The sequence below is a fragment of the Enterobacteriaceae bacterium Kacie_13 genome, from assembly GCA_013457415.1.
In the GTDB taxonomy this organism is placed as follows: domain Bacteria; phylum Pseudomonadota; class Gammaproteobacteria; order Enterobacterales; family Enterobacteriaceae; genus Rahnella.
Genome location: CP045665.1, coordinates 1,040,923 through 1,060,355, shown reverse-complemented (window position 1 = coordinate 1,060,355; position 19,433 = coordinate 1,040,923). Strand labels below are relative to the sequence as shown.

The 19,433-nt window shown below is 53.5% G+C and carries 17 protein-coding genes and 1 other RNA gene; 5 read left to right on the top strand and 13 right to left on the bottom strand.

Annotation, left to right across the window (positions count from 1 at the left end):
- Positions 1-137: 137 nt before the first annotated feature.
- From GE278_04740 to GE278_04705, 8 genes are all read right to left on the bottom strand, one after another.
- Positions 138-884, bottom strand: coding sequence for an SDR family oxidoreductase (locus tag GE278_04740; GenBank protein QLK60128.1), 747 nt, complete (start codon positions 882-884; stop codon positions 138-140).
- Positions 885-1,623: 739 nt separating this feature from the next.
- Positions 1,624-4,497, bottom strand: a complete 2,874-nt coding sequence (gene gcvP / locus GE278_04735) for an aminomethyl-transferring glycine dehydrogenase (protein QLK60127.1) — start codon at positions 4,495-4,497, stop codon at positions 1,624-1,626.
- Positions 4,498-4,604: 107 nt separating this feature from the next.
- On the bottom strand, positions 4,605-4,991 hold the full coding sequence (gene gcvH / locus GE278_04730) for a glycine cleavage system protein GcvH (protein ID QLK60126.1): 387 nt from the start codon (positions 4,989-4,991) through the stop codon (positions 4,605-4,607).
- A gap of 54 nt (positions 4,992-5,045) precedes the next feature.
- Complete coding sequence (gene gcvT / locus GE278_04725) at positions 5,046-6,143, bottom strand: glycine cleavage system aminomethyltransferase GcvT (GenBank protein ID QLK60125.1); 1,098 nt, start codon at positions 6,141-6,143, stop codon at positions 5,046-5,048.
- 453 nt (positions 6,144-6,596) lie between these two features.
- A complete protein-coding gene (gene ubiI / locus GE278_04720; GenBank protein ID QLK60124.1) occupies positions 6,597-7,823 on the bottom strand; it encodes an FAD-dependent 2-octaprenylphenol hydroxylase in 1,227 nt (408 codons plus the stop codon).
- A gap of 17 nt (positions 7,824-7,840) precedes the next feature.
- A complete protein-coding gene (ubiH, locus tag GE278_04715) occupies positions 7,841-9,019 on the bottom strand; it encodes a 2-octaprenyl-6-methoxyphenyl hydroxylase (GenBank protein ID QLK60123.1) in 1,179 nt (392 codons plus the stop codon).
- A gap of 18 nt (positions 9,020-9,037) precedes the next feature.
- A complete protein-coding gene (gene pepP / locus GE278_04710; protein ID QLK60122.1) occupies positions 9,038-10,354 on the bottom strand; it encodes a Xaa-Pro aminopeptidase in 1,317 nt (438 codons plus the stop codon).
- Positions 10,355-10,413: 59 nt separating this feature from the next.
- Positions 10,414-10,986: a UPF0149 family protein gene (locus GE278_04705; GenBank protein QLK60121.1), complete on the bottom strand. Its 573-nt coding sequence runs from the start codon at positions 10,984-10,986 to the stop codon at positions 10,414-10,416.
- A 252-nt stretch (positions 10,987-11,238) separates the two neighbouring features.
- On the opposite strand from GE278_04705, the gene zapA reads away from it, so the two are divergent.
- The 4 genes from zapA (at position 11,239) to asr (ending at position 13,099) form a co-directional block, all read left to right on the top strand.
- Positions 11,239-11,568, top strand: a complete 330-nt coding sequence (zapA, locus tag GE278_04700) for a cell division protein ZapA (protein QLK60120.1) — start codon at positions 11,239-11,241, stop codon at positions 11,566-11,568.
- 47 nt (positions 11,569-11,615) lie between these two features.
- Positions 11,616-11,799, top strand: a non-coding RNA gene (ssrS, locus tag GE278_04695) — 6S RNA.
- A gap of 39 nt (positions 11,800-11,838) precedes the next feature.
- The gene (locus GE278_04690) at positions 11,839-12,435 is read left to right on the top strand and encodes a 5-formyltetrahydrofolate cyclo-ligase (protein ID QLK60119.1); all 597 of its coding nucleotides are present in this window, start codon (positions 11,839-11,841) and stop codon (positions 12,433-12,435) included.
- A 241-nt stretch (positions 12,436-12,676) separates the two neighbouring features.
- Positions 12,677-13,099 carry an acid resistance repetitive basic protein Asr gene (asr, locus tag GE278_04685; GenBank protein QLK60118.1) on the top strand — a complete coding sequence of 141 codons (423 nt, stop codon included), beginning with the start codon at positions 12,677-12,679 and terminating at the stop codon, positions 13,097-13,099.
- A 301-nt stretch (positions 13,100-13,400) separates the two neighbouring features.
- On the opposite strand, the gene serA is transcribed toward asr, so the two are convergent.
- A complete protein-coding gene (gene serA, locus GE278_04680) occupies positions 13,401-14,639 on the bottom strand; it encodes a phosphoglycerate dehydrogenase (protein ID QLK60117.1) in 1,239 nt (412 codons plus the stop codon).
- 338 nt (positions 14,640-14,977) lie between these two features.
- Positions 14,978-15,640, bottom strand: coding sequence for a ribose-5-phosphate isomerase RpiA (gene rpiA, locus GE278_04675; protein QLK60116.1), 663 nt, complete (start codon positions 15,638-15,640; stop codon positions 14,978-14,980).
- 198 nt (positions 15,641-15,838) lie between these two features.
- Here rpiA and GE278_04670 point away from each other — a divergent pair, with 198 nt between their 5' ends.
- Positions 15,839-16,741 carry an ArgP/LysG family DNA-binding transcriptional regulator gene (locus GE278_04670; protein QLK60115.1) on the top strand — a complete coding sequence of 301 codons (903 nt, stop codon included), beginning with the start codon at positions 15,839-15,841 and terminating at the stop codon, positions 16,739-16,741.
- A gap of 66 nt (positions 16,742-16,807) precedes the next feature.
- On the opposite strand, the gene GE278_04665 is transcribed toward GE278_04670, so the two are convergent.
- The 3 genes from GE278_04665 to mscS all read right to left on the bottom strand — a co-directional run bounded on the left by GE278_04665 (position 16,808) and on the right by mscS (position 19,365).
- Positions 16,808-17,548, bottom strand: a complete 741-nt coding sequence (locus GE278_04665) for an oxidative stress defense protein (protein QLK60114.1) — start codon at positions 17,546-17,548, stop codon at positions 16,808-16,810.
- Between the two features lie 116 nt (positions 17,549-17,664).
- Positions 17,665-18,282, bottom strand: a complete 618-nt coding sequence (gene argO / locus GE278_04660) for an arginine exporter ArgO (GenBank protein ID QLK63194.1) — start codon at positions 18,280-18,282, stop codon at positions 17,665-17,667.
- 177 nt (positions 18,283-18,459) lie between these two features.
- Complete coding sequence (gene mscS / locus GE278_04655; GenBank protein QLK60113.1) at positions 18,460-19,365, bottom strand: small-conductance mechanosensitive channel MscS; 906 nt, start codon at positions 19,363-19,365, stop codon at positions 18,460-18,462.
- Positions 19,366-19,433: the final 68 nt, after the last annotated feature.

Genomic DNA, 19,433 nt, shown 5'->3' with positions numbered 1-19,433 from the left:
AACAAGACAGCAACAGATTTGCAAACGGTCACAATTCCTCGCGGATTGCTATGACCGTAAATGACCGTTTATGTGGATTTGACCGTTTGACAAAAAAAAAGCGCCCTGAGGCGCTTCTGATACTGCTAAAGAGGGTTTTACTTGCCGCCCGCCAGTTCGATAAAACTGCCGGTGACATAGGACGCGGAATCAGACAACAGCCAGCAAATTGCCTGTGCAACCTCTTCCGGCTGACCGCCGCGCTGCATGGGCAGACTGGCTTTCACGCGATCCACTCGCCCCGGCTCACCGCCGCTGGTGTGGATGTCGGTGTAGATCAAACCGGGGCGCACACAGTTGACACGGATACCGCAGGCGGCCACTTCCAGTGCCAGACCGGTAGTCAGGGTATCAACTGCGCCTTTCGATGCCGCGTAATCCACATATTCACCCGGCGCACCGAGACGGGATGCCGCCGAGGAAACATTCACAATCGCCCCGCCCTTTCCACCATGGCGATGCGACATGATTTTCACTGCCTCGCGACAGCACAGGAAATACCCGGTCACATTGGTAGACAGCACACGGTTGATCCGCTCTGCGGTAAGATTTTCGATGGTCGATTGCTGGAACAAAATCCCGGCGTTATTAACCAGCGCTGTGACCGGGCCGATTTCCGCGCTAAGGCGCTGGAACATGGCGACGACCTGCGTTTCGTCGGCGATATCGGCCTGCAATGCGATTGCCCATCCCCCATGGGAAGTGATCTCATCGACGACGGCCTGCGCGGCAGCTTCATTAGTGAGGTAATTGACGCCGACGGCGTAACCTTGTTCTGCGAGTAATATCGCTGTGGCACGGCCAATACCGCGGCTGGCACCGGTCACTAACGCTACGCTTTTCATGGGTAACTCCATAGGGGAAGGTAAGCAAATCATAGAGGGGATGGTTTCAATTACAACTTTGGCTTTGGCTTTAAATTCGAGGTCAAGACCTTGGGTTGCCACCCAAACTGGCCTTAAGAGGCGCCTATCGCCGCGCCTCTTAAGAATCTCCGGCTCTTTAAAACACGCGCTGTCGCCAGGCCGATGGACGTGTTCTGGTACTTCCGCGTGTGGCGCAAAACCCTGCCGCTGCGCGGTACCTTCTCTCGGTCTTCGAGCCTATGGTCTCGAAGCCGCTCCGTTCAGCAGGATTTTTGATAGCGCCATCTCGCCATTTCTAAAAGAAATCTGGATTGAGCAAGTATCTGTTTTTTGAAATGATCAGAGTAGGTGAAGTTGTGACCTAAAAAGCTTTGGCCGCATTCAAAAATCACGCCGGAGGAAGAGGTGTAAAACCGCGCGTGTTTTATGCGCGGGTTGTAACCCGACCGTAGGGAACCGCGTAGCGGCGGGATTTTGCGGCAATAACGAAAGCCGCTGAAACATAGCCGGTTTGCATGGCACATGTTTTAAAGAGCCCGGGATTCTTAAGGGGGGCGGCGATAAGCCCCCCTTAAGGCCGGTTTGGGTGGCAACCCAAGGTCTTGACCTTAAGGCCAGTTTGGGTGGCAACCCAAGGCCTTGACCTTGAAAACAGCTTAGGTGCCAACCCAAGGTCTTGACCTTGAAAACAGCTTAGGTGCCAACCCAAGGTGTGTAATTACTCGTATTCACTCATCGGCACACATGAACAGAACAAGTTTCTGTCTCCGTAGACATCATCCAGACGCTTCACCGCCGGCCAGTATTTATTCTCGCTGCCTGCCGGGAAGACCGCCAGTTCGCGGGTGTACGGATGTGTCCACTCACTGACCAACTCGTCCTGCACGTGCGGGGCATTCACCAGCGGGTTATCAGCCAGCGGCCATTCGCCTTGGGCGACGCTGTCGATTTCACCACGGATAGCCAACAGCGCATCGATAAAGCGATCCAGCTCGACTTTGCTTTCTGATTCGGTCGGTTCCACCATCAGCGTACCCGCTACCGGGAAGGACATGGTCGGAGCATGGAAGCCGTAGTCGATCAGACGCTTGGCGATATCCATTTCACTGATGCCGGTAGCTTCTTTCAAAGGCCGGATGTCCAGAATACATTCGTGCGCCACGCGACCATCGCGTCCGGTGTAGAGCACCGGATAAGCCTCTTTAAGACGGGTAGCAATGTAGTTAGCATTCAGGATCGCCACCTGGCTGGCCTGTTTCAACCCTTCCGCACCCATCATGCGGATGTACATCCAGCTGATTGGCAAAATGGAAGCGCTGCCAAACGGTGCAGCGGAAACCGCGCCATTTTGAGTCAGCACACCGTCAATCTGTACCACGCTGTGACCCGGCACAAACGGCGCCAGATGTGCTTTCACGCCGATAGGGCCCATGCCGGGACCGCCACCGCCGTGTGGAATACAGAAAGTTTTATGCAGGTTGAGGTGCGAAACGTCCGCACCGATGTAGCCCGGCGTAGTGATGCCGACCTGTGCGTTCATGTTCGCGCCGTCAAGGTAAACCTGACCACCATACTGGTGAACAATCTGGCAGACTTCGCGGATGGTTTCTTCGTAAACGCCGTGCGTTGAAGGGTAAGTCACCATGATACAAGACAACGCATCGCCCGCCTGTGCAGCTTTCTCACGCAGATCGCTCAGATCGATGTTGCCCTGTTTGTCACAGGCGACAACCACCACGGTCATGCTCGCCATCTGCGCAGACGCCGGGTTAGTGCCGTGCGCAGAACTTGGGATCAGACAAATATGACGGCTGCTTTCGTTACGGCTTTCATGATAACGGCGGATCGCCAGCAGACCGGCGTATTCGCCCTGCGCGCCGGAGTTCGGCTGCATACAGACGGCGTCGTAACCGGTCAGTTGCACCAGCCACTGTGACAACTGACTAATCATTTGCTGATAACCGGCGGCCTGTTCGGTCGGGCAGAAGGGGTGCAGTTCAGCGAATTCCGGCCATGTGATTGGGATCATCTCGGCGGCTGCGTTGAGTTTCATGGTGCAGGAGCCCAGCGGGATCATCGCCTGATTCAGCGCCAGATCCTTTTTCTCCAGACGGTGCATGTATCGCATCATCTCGGTTTCGCTATGGTACTGATTGAATACCGGATGCGTCAGGATCGGATCCACACGCAACATCGCGTCAGGAATCGAGTTGCTGTCGGTCGATACGGCTTTATCCAGCTTATCGATGTCCAGACCGTTATCGTCTCCCAGCAGAGCGGCAAACAGGATCTGCACGTCTTCGCGGGAGGTGGCTTCATCAAGCGTCACACCGACCGCACCGTGAATATCGGTACGCAGGTTGAGACCGAAGCTCAGCGCGCGTTCCAGCACAGCGGCTTTATCTTTTACTTCCACCGTCAGCGTATCGAACCAGGTATTGTGACGCAGGGTCAGACCGCCCTGTTTCAGGCCAGCGGCCAGAATATCAGTCATGCGGTGGATACGTGAGGCAATACGTTTCAGGCCTTCAGGGCCATGGAATACCGCATACAGGCTGGCGATATTGGCCAGTAAAACCTGCGAGGTACAGATGTTGGAGTTGGCTTTTTCGCGGCGGATATGTTGCTCGCGGGTCTGCATCGCCATGCGCAGGGCGGTTTTGCCCGCCGCATCGCGGGAAACGCCGATGATGCGGCCCGGCATTGAGCGTTTGAAATCATCAATACAGGCGAAGAAGGCTGCGTGCGGCCCGCCGTAGCCCATTGGCACACCGAAACGCTGTGCCGAACCAAAGACCACATCCGCACCCTGCTTGCCCGGCGCAGTCAGCGTAACCAGCGCCATAATGTCGGCGGCAACGCTGGTGATAATTTTGCGGGATTTCAGTTCAGCCAGCAGCACGCTGTAGTCGTGAACTTCACCCGTAGTGCCAACCTGCTGTAACAGCACGCCGAACACGCCTTCCAGATCGAGTACTTTCTCGGCCTTATCTACAATGATGTCGAAGCCGAAGGTTTCAGCACGGGTACGAACCACGTCCAGGGTTTGCGGATGCACATCATCAGCCACAAAGAAACGGTTCGCATTTTTCAGCTTACTGGCACGTTTTGCCAGCGCCATCGCTTCGGCAGCGGCGGTCGCTTCATCAAGCAACGAAGCAGAAGCCAGATCAAGACCAGTCAGATCCAGCGTCAGCTGCTGGAAGTTCAGCAGTGATTCCAGACGCCCTTGCGACACCTCAGGTTGGTACGGCGTGTACGCGGTGTACCAGCCCGGGTTTTCCAGCATGTTACGCAGAATAACCGGTGGCGTCAGCACCGCGCTGTAACCCATACCAATGTAGGATTTGTAGCGCTGATTCTGGCTGGCAATGGCTTTAAGCTCAGCCAGCGCCTGATGTTCGGTTACGGCATCGCCGACGGCCGGTGGCCCTGGCAACTGAATATCGACCGGAACGATCTGCTGGATCAGGGCATTTAACGAACCGGCACCGACCGTATCCAGCATATCTTGCTGCTGCCGGGATGACGGGCCAATGTGACGGCCGATAAACGCTTCGCTGTGTTCGAGTTGGCTGAGAGTCTGAGTCATTTGCTACGCATTCCTGAAATCTGCTGGAGGTGTCTTGGGATACTGACAAAAGCTACGGGTGTTGAATGCACCCCGCAAACGGGTGCGGGGCGGTCGTGCAGTTTTACTTATTCGTCGATCGAAGAACCATAAGCTTCTGCATCAAGCAGGTTAGCGAGTTCAGCTTCGTCAGACGCTTTAATCTGGAACAGGAAACCGGCACCGTATGGTTCGCTGTTAACCAGCTCCGGGGAACCTTCCAGTTCGCCGTTCACTGCGATGATTTCGCCACTTAACGGGGAGTAAATGTCGGAAGCGGCTTTCACGGATTCAGCCACGGCGCAGTCTTCGCCTGCGGCCACTTCACGGCCAACTTCTGGCAGATCGACAAACACCATGTCGCCCAATAATTCCTGCGCGTGTTCGGTGATGCCTACGGTATAAACGCCGTTGCCTTCTGAACGGACCCATTCGTGGGAAGAAGCATATTTCAACTCTGCGGGAACATTGCTCATCAATAATCTCCTGAAAATGTTTTTAAATTTTTGTGTTCAACTCAATCGGGTTCATTACTGCGCCAGCGGTTTACCGTTACGGACAAAGCCCGGTTTGGTGACTTTTACCGGCATTTCACGGTTACGAATTTGCACAATCGCCTGTTCGCCAATGCCTTGCGGAACGCGCGCCAGCGCGATGCTGTAGCCCAGCGTCGGGGAGAATGAACCGCTGGTGATCACGCCTTGTTGGGTATTGCCTGCCGCGTCGGTGAAATGCACCGGCAGCTCGTTTCGTAATACGCCTTTTTCAGTCATTACCAGACCGACCAACTGTTCGGTGCCCTGCTCGCGCTGTCTTTCCAGTGCGTCACGGCCAATAAAACTCCGGTCTTCCGGTGCCCACGCAATGGTCCAGCCCATGTTGGCCGCCAGCGGTGAAACGCCTTCATCCATTTCCTGACCGTAAAGGTTCATACCCGCTTCCAGACGCAGCGTATCACGCGCGCCGAGCCCGGCAGGCTTCACGCCTGCTGCCAGCAATTTCTGCCAGAAATCTGCCACCTGCTCTTGCGGCAGCGCAATTTCATAGCCTGCTTCGCCGGTATAGCCAGTGGTTGCAATAAAGAGATCGCCCGCCTGCACGCCGAAAAACGGCTTCATGCCAGCAACAGCGTTTTTTTGTTCAGCAGTAAATAAGGTTTCGGCTTTTTCTTTCGCCTGCGGCCCCTGAACGGCCACCAGCGCTAAATCATCACGCACGGTCAGTTCGACGCCGTACGGTTCTGCATGCTGCGAAATCCATGCCAGATCTTTCTCGCGCGTTGCGGAGTTCACCACCAGTCGGAAATAATCTTCGGTAAGGAAATAAACAATCAGGTCATCAATGACGCCGCCGGAGGCATTGAGCATGCCGGTGTACAGTGCTTTGCCGGGGACGGTGAGTTTGGCGACATCGTTCGCCAGCAGGTAACGGAGGAATTCACGGGTACGGGCACCGTGGAGATCAACGATGGTCATGTGCGAGACATCAAACATACCGGCATCCTGACGCACAATGTGGTGTTCATCCAGCTGAGAGCCGTAATGCAATGGCATCATCCAGCCGTGGAAATCGACCATACGCGCACCGCACGCGACGTGTTGTTCAAAAAGCTGAGTCTGCTTAACCATCTTATTCCTCATTTGAATACAAATGCATAAACGGCACACCACGTAATAGCCCAAAATCATTCGTGTTAGATCAAGGCGGCAACTGAGTGAATCCCCGGGAGCATACATAAGTATGTGACCGGGGTTCGCGAAGGAAGCCAACGCGGAGATAGCTCGAATGATGACGGGATTTTGCGTGGCGGCGCAAACGATACCCTTTACCCGAAGTTACCACCGAATAAGCTCACTAACCATAAGATAAAATATGCAGTGCAAAGGGAATGTCAGTTAATTAGCAGGGGCATTGTGCAGAGTTTTTGACTGGGAAAATGGGGTTTGTGGCGCAAAATCTACAAATAAACAGCAAAAATATCGACGTTATATAACGACAAGGCCGGATTTCTCACCATTTGCAGAATGAGAAATCCGGCCCCGGATTAGAAAATGTAATGGAAAAACCGAGCTGAAATTAGATTATTTCAATCGAACCGGATCGTCATGCAACCATTCGGGTAAATCGTTCAGCCCCATTGCCTGACGCACTAATTTAGGTTTAACGCCCGGCAGCGTATCTGCCAGCGTCAGGCCGATATCGCGCAGGAGTTTCTTCGCCGGATTATCACCGGCAAACAGTTCGCGGAAACCCTGCATACCGGCCAGCATGAGCGCAGCGCTGTGTTTGCGGCGGCGCTCATAACGACGCAGATACATGTGCTGACCGAAGTCTTTGCCTTCTTTTTGCAGGCGTCTGATCTCAGATGCCAGCTCGGCCGCGTCCATAAAGCCTAAGTTGACGCCCTGCCCGGCCAGCGGATGCACGGTGTGCGCCGCATCCCCTACCAGTGCCAGTCGCTGCCCGGCAAAACTGCGGGCATAACGGCCGGTCAGCGGGAAGGTCTGACGTTCGCTTTCAACGGTACAGATGCCCAGACGCAGATCGAAAGTGCTGGCGAGGATTTTGTTGAATTCTTCCGGTATCAGCGCGCTCAGGCGCTGTGCTTCATCTGGCGAAACGGACCAGACGATCGAAGATAAATGCGCATCTGCCAGCGGCAGAAAGGCCAGAATGCCATCGCCGTGGAAAACCTGGCGTGCAACAGACTGGTGCGGCTCTTCAGTGCGAATGGTCGCGACCAGTGCATGATGACGGTAATCCCAGAACGTCAGCGGGATATCCGCGTGCTGACGCAGCCATGACTGCGCGCCGTCTGCGCCCGCCACTAAACGCGCGCTCAGCTGGCGATCGTCATTGAGGGTAATGAAGGCGTCATTTTCGCCCCACGCGACGTTTTTCAGCGTAGCCGGTGCCAGCAGGGTGATATCAGAAGATTTCTGCGCCTGTTGCCACAGCGCGCGGTGGATCACCTGATTCTCAATGATGTGGCCCAGATGACTAAAACCGTATTCTTCGCCACGAAACGCTATTTTGCCGAAGCTGTCACGATCCCAGACTTCCATCCCCTGATAAGCATTGGCTCGTTGCGCAGTGATGTTGTCCCAGACGCCGATGTATTTCAGTAAACGCTCACTGGCGGCATTGATGGCTGAAACACGCAGACCCGGCTGTTCCGGCAAAGGAGAGTCAAGGTCCGGCTGCTGGCTTTCCAGCACCGCCACGCGCAATCCGCTGCCCTGTAATCCACATGCCAGCGCCAGACCGACCATCCCGCCACCGGCGATAACCACATCAAAAGATTGCATAATTTTTCCTGTAAGGCTTAACGTTCAACCCAACCTAAAGTCCTGCGTGTAAAAGCATCACGCAGCGGCGTAATGCCTTCCATCGCCAGTAAACCCAGATTGCGTCCGACCATTAATGGCAGCCAGCGATTGGCGAATAAGTGGATCAGGCCATCGGTTACCCCGACGGTAGCCTGCTGATCGGGCTGACGGCGCTGCTGGTATTCACTCAGCACCCGATAGCTTCCGACGTCAGTCCCCTTCTTGGCGGCGTTTGCCAGCGTTTCCGCCAGCGTCATCACATCACGCAAACCGAGATTAAAGCCCTGACCGGCGATCGGATGCAGCGTTTGCGCGGCATTGCCGACCAGCGCCATACGGTGGCTGATGTGACTGTTGGCTTTCTGTAATTGCAGAGGATAACTAAAACGCGTGCCGGCCTGTTTCATGGTGCCCAGACGCCAGCCGAAGGCTTTTTGCAGTTCACTGAGAAATTGCGCTTCGCTCCAGCCATCGATTTCAGCTTTGGCCTCACGCGGATGGCACCACACCAGCGAGCTACGCCCGTCGGACATCGGCAATAAGGCCAGCGGGCCGTGTTGTGTGAAGCGTTCAAACGCGCGGCCATGATGCGGCTCAGACGTTGCGACATTGGTGATAACCGCGATCTGACCGTAATCTTCGCGCTGCCAGCCAATATTGCAAGCCTTGGCCAGAGATGAGTGGGAACCGTCGGCGGCGACCAGCAGTTGCGCAGTCAGTGTTTCGCTGGTATCCAACGTGACGCTGGCAGAATCGACAGTCCTTGCGACATCCACAACTTTCGCCGGGCAATGCAGTGTGACACCCGGAGCCGCCTTCAGGAGTGCGAACAGACGTTTGCCGACTTCATGCAGCTCAACCACCTGCCCCAGTGCTTCAACGCCGTAATGCATGGCATTGAGATGAACAAAAGCCGCATGGCCGCGATCGCTGACGTGGATATCACGGATCGGCGTGGCGATTTTTGCCAGTGCCGGCCAGATGCCGACGCGTGCCAGCTGCTGACAAGTACCCTGCGCCAGCGCGATGGAACGGGCATCAAAACCCGGATGCCCGTGATTTTCCGGCGAAGTGGCTTCCACCAGATGCACGGCCAGACGCCCCTGGCTCAGCGAGGAAATCGCCAACGCCAGTGTGGCACCGGTCATTCCGCCGCCAACAATCACTATGCTCATAGACAAACGATGCTCATATTATTTACGTGCCGCCGCCATCAATGCTTCAATGTCGTCAGCTTCTTTCACTACGTCGCCGGTCAGAATTTCAATGCCGGTGGTGGTGATCAGGATGTCGTCTTCGATACGAATACCGATACCGCGATAGGCTTCCGGCACGTCCGCATCCGGCGCAATGTACAAACCCGGTTCAACGGTCAGCACCATCCCCGGTTCCAGCGTACGGCTACGGTCAACCGAACCATAATGGCCGACATCATGCACATCCAGCCCCAACCAGTGGGACAGGCCGTGCATGAAGAACTGGCGATGCGCCTGCTCAGCATAGAGTGTCTCAACGTCGCCTTTCATCACGCCCAATTTGAGCAGACCTTCAATCATCACGCGCACGGCCGCTTCAGTCGCGGCTTGAATGCTGCTGCCCGGCTTAAGCACTTCCAGTGCTTTGTATTCTGACGCCAGCACAATGTCATAAATTTCGCGCTGCGCTTTGCTGAATTTGCCGTTCACGGGGAAGGTTCGGGTAATATCGCCCGCGTAACCTTTGTATTCACAACCGGCATCAATCAACACTAAATCGCCATCGCGCAGCTCACACTCGTTTTCGGTGTAATGCAAAATGCAGGCATTTTCACCACCGCCGACAATCGTGTTATAGGAAGGATAACGCGCGCCGTGACGGGTAAATTCGTGATGAATTTCGCCTTCAAGGTGATATTCGAACATGCCCGGACGGCATTTCTCCATTGCACGGGTATGGGCCAGCGCGGTGATTTGTCCGGCGCGGCGCATGATGCTGATTTCCTCGGCGGATTTGAACAGGCGCATATCGTGCACCCACGGACGCCAGTCAGTGACCGTGGCCGGAGCAGAAAAGTTCTGGCGAAAACCTTTGCGCAGTTTATCCATCGCACAATTAACGATTTCATCGGCATAGGCATATTCGCCCTGCGCGTGGTACACCACATCCAGACCGTTGAGCAGCAGATGCAGTTGCTGGTTGATGTCGCTGAAAGGCAGCGCTTTGGTGACGCCAAGCTTCGCCGGTGCGGCATCCTGGCCGAGACGACGGCCGAACCAAATTTCAGCAGTGAGATCGCGCACGCGGTTGAACAGCACGCTGTGGTTATGGTTCTCATCACTTTTCACCAGAATCAGCACCGCTTGCGGTTCGTTGAAGCCGGTGAAATACCAGAAGTCGCTGTTCTGACGATATGGGTATTCGCTGTCTGCGCTGCGCGGCGCTTCGGGCGCGGCAAAAATAACGGCAGCACTGCCCGGTGCCATCTTGGCTAAAAGTGCCTGACGACGATTCTCAAATTCTTGCTGAGTCATCTCACCTGCTCTCCTGAAATCGTTTTAATTTATCGAGTTAAGAACAATTCATGAAAAACTTAATGCAAAGTTCGCGGATTTTCCGGGGCGGTCGGCAGGCTGTGACCAAATTCGCCAAAGCACAGGATGGCTGCCACACGAACATATTCCACCACTTCTTCTAAAGACTGCGCCAATTGCTCCTGATCTTCATCTTCGTCGTAGCCTAATTGCGCGATACTACGCAAATCGTCAATCGCTTCACCGACTTCACCTTTCACTTTGGCGAGTTTTGGCTGCATCATGCCAAGACCGAGCAGGAAATGGTTGACCCAGCCCGCCAGCGCATCGGCGCGCTCGAAGATACTTTTATCATCATCAGGCATCATTATCTTGAATTCGAAGCTGTCGTCTTCCAGGGTATCTGATGTGACTTTACGCAATTGCTGCAGCAAATCGGCCAGCGTGTGCGGGAAGGCCATGCCTTCATTCGTCAGATCATGCACCAGCGTTAACCAGCTACCGTCGCGGTTGCCACCGCACAGTAAACCACTGATCAACCCGTGCATTTCTGCCGCGGTTAAAGCAACCGATTGTTGTTTCAGGTTTTGATCCAACAAATCGTAAGTTGGGTAAGTATTCTCAATAGACATGCGCATTCGCCATCGTTGGCAGGATAAGTTCGTGTTATGCTACCACCAAGGTCTGTCGTAGTACCAGATTAGCAGCCTGTCTCAGGCACACTGATGGTAGAATGACTCGCTCTGAACAATCGGGCAGCACTCAGTCAGCCACGGGGTTGTAACCTGGTATTGAGATAGTTATAGTGGCGCCCGCTTCCAACATCCTGCGCCAGGTCGTAGTGGTCATGTTGGGGCGGACGAATAAATTAGCAGGAAGGTGGCATGTCTGCACAACCGGTAGATATTCAAATTTTTGGTCGCTCTTTACGGGTGAATTGTCCGCCAGAACAACAGGAAGCACTGAATCTGGCAGCTGAAGATCTTAATCAGCGGTTGCAAGATCTGAAAGTTCGCACTAGAGTCACCAATACAGAGCAACTGGTTTTCATCGCGGCATTGAACGTATGTCACGAACTTGCTCAGGAAAGGTTGAAAACTCGCGATTACGCATCCAATATGGAACAACGTATCCGGATGCTGCAACAAACCATCGAGCAGGCATTGCTCGAACAAGGCCGTATCTCTGAACGTGAAGGGGCGCCTTTCGAATAACACACGTTGCTGATTTGCTGGTCACAGGCAGTCAGAAACGGTAAAAAATTTCTCTGAGATGTTCGCCAGCGGGCCCGTCCCCTGAGCCGATAATTAGTACCAACAGAATGTGATGATCCGTAATCGGTGCGCATGCTCGGTCCGTCCGAGAAGCCTAAAGATTGCGACAGCACGTTCACCTTGAACCATGGGTTCAAGGGTTACAGCCTGCGACGGCATCTCGGAGATTCCCCTTTCTTTTCGGTACATTCCTTTCTGGTTCATGTATCTATGCCGTATACACCTCATTTCGCTTCAGTCCGACAAAAAATTCGCACCGAAATACGCCAACGCAGAAAAAACCTGACACCTGAACAACAAGCCCATTTCGCCCTGCAGGCAGCCGAACGTGTTGCATCTCACCCTAAAATCCACTCTGCAACGACGGTTTCCGTGTTTCTGTCTTTTGACGGAGAACTCGATACTGCGCCGCTCATTCAGCGTTTATGGCAGGAAGGCAAACAGCTTTGCCTGCCGGTGCTGCATCCGTTTTCCTCTCATCATCTGCTGTTTCTGCGATACACGCCGCAAACACCGCTGGTGCGTAATCGCCTTAAAATTCTTGAGCCGCAGCTGGATGTGACACAGGTGATCCCCCTCTCGCAGCTGGATATTATCCTGACGCCGCTGGTGGCGTTCGATAACCAAGGGCAGCGTCTTGGCATGGGCGGCGGTTTTTATGACCGTACGCTGGAGCACTGGCAAAATGGCGGGCCGTATCCGATCGGTTTAGCCCATGACTGTCAACGGGTCGATGAATTGCCGGTGGAACACTGGGATGTACCGTTGCCAGAAGTGATTACGCCGGGCAAAGTGTGGACGTGGTAGACCCCGGAGCTACAGTCTATGTATACCCAACAAAAGTATGTTGTAACTAATCCCTCATTAAAAGTATCCCCGCCCCCTCAAAAAACTCAATGTATTGAAAAACAATACTTTTACCGTTTATACATACCGTTACACGCCGATACCAATCACTCACGGACAGCAGAGTTCGACGCGCCTATTATCCTCTCATCGGCCCCGCAGTGGGGTAGACACACAAACCCAAATTCTTGAGGAATTAACGATGAAAAAAGTATTAGCTCTGGTTGTAGCCGCTGCAATGGGCCTGTCTTCTGTCGCTTTCGCTGCTGAAACAACAGCAACTCCGGCACCTGCTGCTACCGCAACAACGGCCGCACCTGCTGCCAAGCACGTAACTAAACACAAGACTCACAAAAAAGTTGCTCAGAAAGCCCAGGCTGCTAAAAAACACGTGAAACACGCTAAGAAAGCAGCACCAGTAGCTCAGAAAGCCCAGGCTGCTAAAAAACACGTGAAACACGCTAAGAAAGCAGCACCAGTAGCTCAGAAAGCCCAGGCTGCTAAAAAACCTGTGAAACACGTTAAGAAAGCAGCACCAGTAGCTCAGAAAGCTCAGGCTGCTAAAAAACACGTGAAACACGCTAAAAAAGCGGCTCCTGCTGCCAAAGCAACTCCAGCTGCATAAGTCTGACTAAGATATTCTGATAAGTGCCTGCACTTATCAGCTATCAAGACTGATAATCTGACACCCGGTTCGCCGGGTGTTTTTTTATCCATTTTCTGCCCTGAGGTACCGCAATATGCTGCGACGCTACCAGTTCGAAATCACCTTTTCCTCACTGATCCTCTGTGGTCTGATCGCCCTGCTTCTTTTGATGAGGTTTTGAGTTGTCCCGAGAGAACCTGCGAAATCCCAAAACTCTCTGATACCAGACACAAAAAAACCGCCTTTCATTTCGGCGGCTTTGTTGTTTCAACTGATTCGATCAGTAAAGCAGACGGGCGCGAATCGTTCCCGGAATGGCCTTCATCAGTTGCAGCGCCTTAGTCAGCGTCGCGATATCAGTTTCTGCATCAATTACCACATAACCAATTTCAGGGCTGGTTTGCAGATACTGCGCCGCGATGTTGATCCCCTGCTCCGCGAAAATCTGGTTGATGCTGGTCAGCACGCCCGGACGGTTTTCGTGGATATGCAGCAGGCGGCTGGCTTTCTCGGTATGTGCCGGCAAAGACGCTTCTGGGAAGTTAACTGCTGACAGCGTCGAGCCGTTATCAGAGTATTTCGCCAGTTTGCCCGCCACTTCCAGTCCGATACCTTCCTGCGCTTCCATGGTGGAGCCGCCGATATGCGGCGTCAGCAGCACGTTATCGAACTCACACAGCGGTGAATTGAACGGATCGCTGTTGGTCGCGGGCTCTTCCGGAAAGACGTCGATCGCCGCGCCGGACAGATGCTTGCTGCGCAGTGCATTGCACAAAGCAGGAATGTCGATCACGGTGCCGCGAGAAGCGTTGATCAGCAGTGCACCCGGCTTCATCTGCGCCAGCTGCACTTCAGAAATCATGTCTTTGGTACCCGCGGTTTCCGGCACATGTAACGTCACGACATCGCTGGTATTGAGCAACTCTTCCAGAGAGGCAATCGGCTGCGCATTACCCAATGGTAATTTGCTTTCAATGTCGTAGTAGAAGACACGCATCCCAAGGCTTTCCGCCAGAATGCCTAGCTGCGTACCGATATGGCCGTAACCGATGATACCCAGACGTTTACCACGAGCTTCGAACGAGCCAACTGCAAGTTTGTTCCAGATACCGCGGTGTGCTTTGGCGTTCGCTTCAGGAATACCGCGCATCATCAGCAACATTTCGCCCAGCACCATTTCGGCAACGGAACGGGTGTTAGAGAACGGTGCGTTGAAGACCGGAACACCACGGCGGGTGGCGGCTTTCAAATCAACCTGATTGGTGCCGATACAGAAACACCCCACAGCCACCAGTTTTTCTGCTGCCTGGAAAACTTCTTCGGTCAGCTGAGTACGCGATCGGAGCCCAACAAAGTGCGCATCACGGATCGACTCTTTCAGCGATTCCGTATCCAAAGCACCTTTGTGAAATTCAATATTGGTGTAGCCCGCTGCGCGGAGGGTATCAACCGCACTTTGGTGGACGCCTTCCACTAACAAAAATTTAATCTTGTCTTTCTCAAGTGATACTTTTGCCATTTCCCGACCCTATAATTTTCTGGCTGAATTCGAACTGCGAGGTGATTGCTCACAGCCAACATAACAAAAAATCCGCCATCATCAATACAAACGATTGCCTGCCCGGTAGCAGAAGGCTCACCGTGTCAGAGGGTTTCCAGCATTTCATGCTAGTTAGATTTTACTGCGCCAGACGTTTAGGAGGAGATTGCCGAAAATGTGACATAAGTCACCGAATTAAGGCTTTTGAAGAAAAGATGATTCAGTCTGAAAATTATCATCTTCATAACATTGCGTTATGACAGAGGTCTGTCTGGCTGCTTTTGATGCAGCAGCCAGATCTTCTGCTTATCGCTGCATTATTTCAGCGTGACAGTTTTAACGCCTTCCGAAGTGCCAACCAACGCAACGTCTGCGCCACGGTTAGCAAACAGACCGACAGTCACGACACCGGCAATATTGTTGATCTTATTTTCCATCGCGACGGCATCAAGAATGCTCAGGTTGTGCACGTCGAGTATCACGTTGCCGTTATCAGTCAGCACATTCTGACGGTATTCCGGCAGACCGCCAAGTTTCACCAGCTCACGCGCCACGTAAGAACGCGCCATCGGTATGACTTCTACCGGCAGCGGGAATTTACCTAAAACATCGACCTGCTTGGACGCATCGACGATACAGATGAATTTTTTCGCAATCGCGGCAATGATTTTTTCGCGTGTCAGTGCCGCGCCGCCACCTTTAATCATCTGCATGGAGCCGTTGATTTCATCAGCGCCATCAACGTAGATATCCAGCGAATCCACTTCGTTGCAGTCGAAAACGTGAATGCCTAAGCTTTTCAGTTTCTCGGTAGATGCGTCTGAGCTGGATACCGCCCCTTCGATTTGCCCTTTGATAGAGCCGAGTGCATCAATGAAATGTGCTGCGGTGGATCCGGTACCCACACCAACGATGGTGCCCGGCGTCACGTAGTCCAGTGCGGCCCAGCCAACTGCTTTCTTCAATTCTTCCTGCGTCATAATGGCTTCTCTGTCTGATAACCCGAAAGTGCTGGTGATTATAAAGCAAGTCAGAGTGATTGGGATAAACAACGCCGTGGCGAGATCACACTTATTAAGTGCAATCGTACTGCAAACGTCAGGATTTTCCTCACCACAAAACCTGACAATCTGTGGCATAGTGGTTGGATAAAATGAAATCCAAGGGACAGAACTCCGATGAAACGCCCAGATTATAGAACGTTGCAGGCACTGGACGCGGTGATCCGTGAGCGCGGTTTTGAGCGCGCAGCACAGAAGCTATGCATCACTCAATCGGCGGTCTCACAGCGCATTAAACAACTGGAAAACCTGTTCGGCCAGCCTTTGCTGGTGCGCACCGTGCCACCCCGCCCGACCGAACAGGGGCAGAAATTACTGGCGCTGCTGCATCAGGTCGAGCTGCTGGAAGAAGAGTGGCTGGGCAGTGACAGTAATAGCGACAGCAATGATACACCGCTGCTGCTCTCGCTGGCGGTCAACGCCGACAGTCTCGCCACCTGGCTGTTACCAGCGCTGAAATCAGTGCTGGTTGATTCCCCTATCCGCTTGAATTTACAGGTGGAAGATGAAACCCGGACGCAGGAACGCCTGCGCCGTGGTGAAGTGGTCGGCGCGGTGAGTATTCAGCCGCAACCGTTGCCGAGCTGTCTGGTTGATCAACTGGGCGCGCTTGATTACCTGTTCGTCGGATCAAAACCTTTCGCCGACCGCTATTTCCCGAATGGTGTTACCCGCTCCGCGCTGCTGAAAGCACCGGCGGTGGCGTTTGACCATCTGGACGATATGCATCAGGCCTTTTTGCAGCAGAACTTTGATTTGTCGCCGGGCAGCGTGCCGTGCCATATCGTGAACTCGTCAGAAGCTTTCGTGCAACTGGCGCGTCAGGGCACCACCTGCTGCATGATCCCGCATCTGCAAATCGAGAAAGAGCTGGAAAGTGGTGAGCTGATTGACCTGACGCCGGGCCTGTTCCAGCGCCGGATGCTTTACTGGCACCGCTTCGCCCCGGAAAGCCGCATGATGCGCAAAGTCACCGACGCACTGCTGGCACACGGTCATCAGGTGTTGCGTCAGGACTGATTGACGGTCCAGCCACAAACAAAAAAACCGCCATAGGCGGTTTTTTTCATTTTTACAGCTTCATATTTACTGAGCAGGCGCAGGTGCTTGCGGCTGCAATTCAAACACGACATCAACCTGATCGTCAAAATGGATGCTTTGCTGTTCATAAGTCTGTGCTACATCGCTCTGACCTGCTGCTTCGGCGGTTTTGTACATCCGCGCGACAGGCATCGGCTGGTAGTTAGCGACGTGATAGCGAATGCTGTAAACCGGCCCCAGTTGGGTGTGGAAGCCTTCGGCCAGCGATTTCGCCTGCTGGGTGGCGTTATCAATCGCTTTCTGACGCGCCTCATCACGGAAACGATCCGGATTCGCAACGCCCAGCTCAACGGCGCGGACTTCATTCAGACCCGATTTCAGCGCGCCATCCAGCAGCTCGTTCAGTTTATCCAGCTGACGTAATGTCACCTGTACCTGACGCACCGCACGGTAGCCTTTCAGCTGAGATGTCCCGTCTTTCAGATAGTCGTATTCCGGCTGAGTACGTAAATTCGCTGCATTGATATCTTTCTTCTCAATGCCATTTTTCTGCAGGAAAGCAAAGTATTCCGCCACACGCGCATCGGCCTGTTGCTTGGCACTTGCGGCATCTTTCGCAGAGACGTTCACTTCGATCGCCAGCGTGGCAATATCTGGCGTGGCGTCAACGCTCGCCGTTCCTGAGGTTACAACGTGCGGTCCGGCAGGTAATTCTGCCGCCTGCAACGCCAGCGGTAATGTCCCTAATCCCAACATCGCTGCTACAGTCAATGCTTTCAGTTTCACAGTGCCTCCATTAATCATCAAAGATATGGCAATAAACGTATTAACTGCGAAACCGTAGCATAATCCGTTACAACAGAAACTAAGATTAGTGACAAAAAACTGTTTATCCGACTCACTTAAAGCACGCCCGTCTGCCGAGCCAGCTGGATGGCAATGCCCCACATGATAGTGCCGACGATAAAATTGATCACCCGTTGAACTTTGCCGGTGTTCAGCCACGGCGCCAGCATGGCGGCCAGAATTGCCAGCCCGAAGAACCAGATAACCGACGCACTCACCGCACCGAGCGCGAACCACGAGCGTTCGTCGGCATTCAGGCTCCCCCCCAGGCTGCCGAGCACCACGAAGGTATCGAGATACACGTGTGGGTTAAGCCAGGTCACCGCCAGCATGCTGACTACAATCTTCCAGCGGCTTTGTTTTGCCACTTCCGCCTGCGCCAGTTCAGGGTTTTTGCTGAACGCCGTCCGGAACGCGCCCCAGCCATACCACAGTAAAAATGCCACGCCGCCCCAGCTCACCAGCAAAAGTAACAGTGGTGATTTACTCAGCAGTGCGCTACCGCCAAAAATACCGCCGCAGATGAGCGCGATGTCACTCAGGGCACATAATCCGGCGATCATTAAATGATACTGGCGGCGAATGCCCTGATTCATCACAAACGCATTTTGCGGGCCAATCGGTAAAATCATCGCGGCGCTCATCGCCAGTCCTTGCAGGAAAATAGCCAGCACGTTGTCATCCTTTAAACAGTCAGTCAGAGAGAATGCGCGCAGTGTAAAGGCATTGATGGCATTAGAGGAAATGGATAATTCTAATCCCCCATTAGGCTGGCTTATCATCGATATTCATGAATTTCAGAAACAAAAAAGGCGCCCGCAGGCGCCTGAATATTCCAACGTCGTCGCGCGTTATTCCGCGATACCCTTGCTTTCGATGGAACGTTGTTCTTCCTGCTGGCTGGCAGCGGCATCCGCCACGCGATGCAAATGCACATCCATCTGCGGGTAAGCGATGTTGATTTTGTTCTCGTCGAGCGCACGTTTGAAGGCTTCCAGAAGATCCCAGTAAACTTCCTGAGCGTCGCCATTAGAGCTCCAGACACGTACCACAAAGTTCAGCGTGGAAGCGCCCATTTCATTCAGACGAACGGTAACGCCTTTATCGTGCTGGATACGGTTGTCCGCTGCGATGATATCGCCCAACACTTTCTTCACCTGATCAATATCAGATTCATAACCCACGCCAACAACAATTTCAGTGCGACGGTTCGGCTCACGTGAAGTGTTGATGATGTTACCGGCGATGATTTTACCGTTCGGTACCACAATCATTTTGTCATCAGGGGTACGCAACGTAGTGGAGAAAATCTGCACCTGCGTCACGGTACCGGCCACACCGCCGAGATCGACGTATTCACCGGCACGGAACGGACGGAAGATTACCAGCAACACGCCGGCGGCAAAGTTTGCAAGCGAACCTTGCAAGGCCAAGGCGACGGCCAAACCTGCGGCACCGAGAACGGCGATGACCGATGCGGTCTGCACACCAACGCGCCCCAGAACGGCAATCAGCGTAACGGCGATAACGGCATAACGCACGAGAGCGGCGAGGAAGTCAGACACCGTCAGATCAATACCGCGCAGTTTCATCACACGGCTGACAGTACCGGATAAAATGCGAGCGACGATCAGGCCGATGATAAGAATAAAAATAGCCGCGACGATGTTGACGGCGTAATGGATCAGTAAAGCCTGATTTCTTACCAACCAGTTGCCCGCATTGTTAATGCTACCCACAACGTTCAAATCATCCATTTAAGTACCCCAAAAAATTACCCTGACGGGTTATAAGAAACCAAAGCTGCCCGATATACGGGCAGCAA

Coding starts and splice junctions, on each gene's coding strand:
- GE278_04740 (QLK60128.1), bottom strand. CDS start 884: ATGAAAAGCGTAGCGTTAGTGACCGGTGCCAGCCGCGGTATTGGCCGT.
- ubiH (QLK60123.1), bottom strand. CDS start 9,019: ATGAGCATAGTGATTGTTGGCGGCGGAATGACCGGTGCCACACTGGCG.
- ubiI (QLK60124.1), bottom strand. CDS start 7,823: ATGCAATCTTTTGATGTGGTTATCGCCGGTGGCGGGATGGTCGGTCTG.
- mscS (QLK60113.1), bottom strand. CDS start 19,365: ATGGATGATTTGAACGTTGTGGGTAGCATTAACAATGCGGGCAACTGG.
- serA (QLK60117.1), bottom strand. CDS start 14,639: ATGGCAAAAGTATCACTTGAGAAAGACAAGATTAAATTTTTGTTAGTG.
- asr (QLK60118.1), top strand. CDS start 12,677: ATGAAAAAAGTATTAGCTCTGGTTGTAGCCGCTGCAATGGGCCTGTCT.
- GE278_04690 (QLK60119.1), top strand. CDS start 11,839: ATGCCGTATACACCTCATTTCGCTTCAGTCCGACAAAAAATTCGCACC.
- GE278_04705 (QLK60121.1), bottom strand. CDS start 10,986: ATGTCTATTGAGAATACTTACCCAACTTACGATTTGTTGGATCAAAAC.
- GE278_04670 (QLK60115.1), top strand. CDS start 15,839: ATGAAACGCCCAGATTATAGAACGTTGCAGGCACTGGACGCGGTGATC.
- gcvT (QLK60125.1), bottom strand. CDS start 6,143: ATGGTTAAGCAGACTCAGCTTTTTGAACAACACGTCGCGTGCGGTGCG.
- rpiA (QLK60116.1), bottom strand. CDS start 15,640: ATGACGCAGGAAGAATTGAAGAAAGCAGTTGGCTGGGCCGCACTGGAC.
- gcvP (QLK60127.1), bottom strand. CDS start 4,497: ATGACTCAGACTCTCAGCCAACTCGAACACAGCGAAGCGTTTATCGGC.
- zapA (QLK60120.1), top strand. CDS start 11,239: ATGTCTGCACAACCGGTAGATATTCAAATTTTTGGTCGCTCTTTACGG.
- gcvH (QLK60126.1), bottom strand. CDS start 4,991: ATGAGCAATGTTCCCGCAGAGTTGAAATATGCTTCTTCCCACGAATGG.
- pepP (QLK60122.1), bottom strand. CDS start 10,354: ATGACTCAGCAAGAATTTGAGAATCGTCGTCAGGCACTTTTAGCCAAG.